Source organism: Mycobacterium sp., from assembly GCF_052145595.1.
Lineage (GTDB): Bacteria > Actinomycetota > Actinomycetes > Mycobacteriales > Mycobacteriaceae > Mycobacterium.
In genome coordinates this window covers 1-2624 of the sequence record NZ_JBKQOI010000153.1, presented here as the reverse complement: position 1 = coordinate 2624, position 2624 = coordinate 1, and the positions used below count along the sequence as shown (strand labels likewise).

Here is a 2624-nt window from a genome sequence, read left to right as displayed (position 1 = left end):
CAGGATGTGCACACCGGGCGTGGGGTGGGCAATCTCATCGCGGCGCCGATGAACGGCAAGCGTCGTCAACACGGCACCACCGTCTTCCTCGATCCCGCTACCCTTGAGCCATACGAGGATCAGTGGGCATACCTGTCAAGCATTGCCAGATTGTCCACCAAAGACGTGATCGCGTTGGCGCGTCAACTTCCCGACCCGCAGATCGGCCACAACGTCCGGCGTCTGCAGCTGCCGACGTCGTCACGCATCATTCCGCGGCCTGCGGCAATCATCCGCGCAGAGTTCACATCCCGACTCACCCTGACCGCCAACGATCTTGGCCCAGCCATGATCTCGGCGGTCAAACACGCCGCATCGATACGCAACCCCGAGTTCGATGCGCGCCAACGCGCTCGCCGCAGCACTTGGGACACACCGCGGTTCCTCTACAGCTACGACGAAACAGCTGAAGGTGATCTCGTCCTGCCCCGCGGACTCCATCCGCTGCTGACCGAACTCGTCGAATCGGCCGACAGCACACTACGCGTAGATGACAAGCGCATCACCGGCGAACACCACGAGTTCAGCTGCAGGACGCCGTTGCGCACCGTGCAGACCAGCGCACTGCGCCAACTCCTTGAACAAGACACCAGTGTCCTTGTCGCGCCACCGGGTACCGGAAAGACGGTGATCGCCTGCGCGGCAATCGAATCGCGGTCCACATCCACTCTGGTCATTGTCGATCGCAAAGCCCTGGCCGACCAATGGCGCGACCGGATCAGCAGCCACCTGAGTTTCGCGTGTGGTCAAATCGGCGGCGGACGATCTAAAACCACAGGCATCCTCGACATCGCGTTACTGCCAACACTTGCCCGTCGCGACAACGTCGATGACATCACCGCCAACTACGGATTCGTCATCGTGGACGAATGCCACCACGTCGCCGCGAGCGCATTCTTCGGCGTCCTGAGCCGCATAGCCGCGCGCTACTGGCTCGGCCTGACCGCGACTCCGGAACGCCGCGACGGGCTCGAAGACCTGATCTATCACCAACTCGGATCACACCACGTAGCGATCGACCAGCCGAGTACTGGACAACTCCCGGTCGACAGCTCCGACCTACTGACGCCCCACCCGGTTCTGCACCTGCACCCGACCGAATTCGAATACCGCGGCGAGGCCGATCCCACCGCACCCGGTGGAATGGCCGAAATCTATCGAGCCCTTGTCGCCGATCACGCACGACTCGACCAAATCGTGGCCGATGTCCTGACCGCCGCCGAAACCGGCGCCAACATCCTGGTGCTCACCACATGGGTCGATCACCTCAACGCGATCACCGACCGGCTACGGACCGCGGGAAAAACCGTCACCGTCCTCAGCGGCGGCATGAAGGCTCGTGAACGCCGCCAAATCGCCGAACAACTTGCAAACCACACGCCCGACTCAGATCCACTCCTGATCGTCGGCACCAGCTCATTCATCGGGGAAGGCTTCGACTGCCCAGCCCTCGACACACTGTTCCTGGCCGCGCCTATCACCTTCAAGAACCGGCTCGTCCAATACATCGGCCGCGTCACCCGGCCCTACCACTCAAAGACAACCGCAACCGTGCACGATTACCACGACGAGCGCACCCCCGTTATCGCCTCATCGCTGAAGAAACGAGCTCCCGGCTACATCAAGATGGGCTTCCCCGACCCGCGCAAAATGATCCGATAGAACTGCGCGCCACCCCACTTGACCAGCGGTCAATTTCGGCACAAGGACAGCGCCCTCAGCCGAGCCGCATAACGTGCACAGGCGCGCATGGCGTGCATGGCGTGTGGTCGAACTGGCAGAAACTCCCCTGCACGAGTCCAGCGAGCGCGCCGCCAGCACCGCCTGTGGTCCCCAGGGCGGTTTGCACCTCACGCAACCGTCACGGCTGAATATCGACATCATCGCAGGTCAAGACCTACTTCTCTTGGTCGGGCTGACAGGATTTGAACCTGCGACCACTTGACCCCCAGATAGCGGCGCTGCATGTTTGTGTACTCGCTGGCACTCGCTGAGCTGCACGTTTATTCGTTGACACTGATGGGCATGGCGAGCTAATTGGGGGTGCGAATTGGGGTAAGGCCAGGCCGTCGGGCGCGTGGCACAACTGGCAGATGTGTGAGGGCGGCCGGATGGCCAACGCCACGATCATCGAGCGTTTGGGCTAGGCGGCTTCGCAGCCTGGGACCAGCAGGACACACGGAGCCCCGCCCCGGCAGCCCAGAGAGTCTACGCATGAGCCTCGCGTGGCGTTCATCGCCCCGCCACTTTCAGCAGGATCTTGCCGCCACGGAGGAGATGCTGCACCGCGTCCTGGATATGCTCCAGGGGGTACACGCCCGCCACGGGGACAACGAGGGCGCCGTCGGCCACCAGCGGTGCCGCCTCACGAATGACAGGCACCACCTTGTCGCGGTAGTCGAAGTCGCCGACAAAGAATCCGCGAACGGTGAGGTGCTTGCCGACCAGTGTCGAGGTATCGACCCACATGGGTTCGTCCCTGGCCCAGGAATAGCTGACCAACCATCCACCGTCGGACAGCAATTCGAGCAGCCGCGCCACCCCCGGACCACCGACGGCTTCCACTGCCAGCGCCACTCGCGCGT

At 62.8% G+C, this 2624-nt stretch carries 2 protein-coding genes; one reads left to right on the top strand and one right to left on the bottom strand.

What is annotated here, in order from left to right; translation table 11 throughout:
* On the top strand, positions 1-1701 hold a 1701-nt coding region (locus ACLP4W_RS13550; RefSeq protein WP_442386664.1), incomplete at its 5' end, for a DEAD/DEAH box helicase family protein.
* A gap of 570 nt (positions 1702-2271) precedes the next feature.
* Here ACLP4W_RS13550 and ACLP4W_RS13545 read toward each other — a convergent pair.
* Positions 2272-2624: zinc-binding dehydrogenase (locus tag ACLP4W_RS13545; RefSeq protein ID WP_442386662.1), on the bottom strand; the 353-nt coding region annotated here is incomplete at its 5' end.